This is a genomic window from Thalassospira lohafexi (assembly GCF_002844275.1).
Classification (GTDB): domain Bacteria; phylum Pseudomonadota; class Alphaproteobacteria; order Rhodospirillales; family Thalassospiraceae; genus Thalassospira; species Thalassospira lohafexi.
The window spans coordinates 1-985 of sequence record NZ_NXGX01000022.1; the positions used below are offsets into that span (position 1 = coordinate 1).

Genomic DNA, 985 nt, shown 5'->3' on the forward strand with positions numbered 1-985 from the left:
GACGGTCAAACTGTCGGTCGTTACGGCAACGTCTTCACCATCGGCAGACTGAGCCGTCACACCAAGATCAAAGCTGCCAGAGAAGTCATCTGCCGGTGTGATCGTCAGGCCTTCAAGATCACCCGACGACAGGGTCCAGGTGCCATCCCCATTATCTGTACCAGCCGACAGGGTCGCACCATCCGGAACGCCGGAGATCGTGACCGTCAGTGTCTCGCTGGAATCCGTCAGACCCGCATCAATATCAAGCGCAATCGCTGAATCTTCGTTGCCAGACGCATCCGCAACATCAAGTGTTGGCGCATCGGCAACACCCGCTACATCAACCGTCAGACTGTCGGTCGTGACCGCAACATCTTCACCATCGGCAGACTGCGCTGTCACACCCAGATCAAATGATCCGCTAAAGTCATTCGTTGGCGTAATGGTCAGACCTTCAAGGTCACCCGACGACAGCGTCCAGGTCCCGTCACCATTATCCGTACCAGCCGAAAGGGTCGCACCATCCGGAACACCAGAGATCGTCACCGTCAGCGTTTCCGAGCTATCCGTCAGGCCTGCATCAATATCCAGTGCAATGGCCGAATCTTCATTGCCAGTTGCATCCGCGACATCAAGTATCGGTGCATCGGCAACACCCGCAACATCAACCGTTAGACTGTCGGTCGTAACCGCAACATCTTCGCCGTCAGCAGATTGCGCCGTCACACCAAGATCGAACGACCCACTAAAATCATCCGCAGGTGTAATCGTCAGACCTTCAAGGTCACCGGATGACAACGTCCAGGTGCCGTCACCATTATCCGTCCCAGCCGACAGGGTCGCACCGTCCGGAACACCGGAGATGGTAACCGTCAACGTTTCCGAACTGTCAGTAAGGCCCGCATCGATATCAAGCGCAATCGCGCTGTCTTCCGAACCGCTGGCATCAGACGTTTCCAACGTCGGTGCATCAGCGACACCCGCAACATCGACGGTCAAACTA

General features: G+C 56.1%; 1 protein-coding gene. It reads right to left on the minus strand.

The window, feature by feature from the left end:
• A partial coding sequence (locus COO92_RS22165) for an Ig-like domain-containing protein (RefSeq protein WP_206186461.1) occupies positions 1–985 on the minus strand: 985 nt, incomplete at both ends.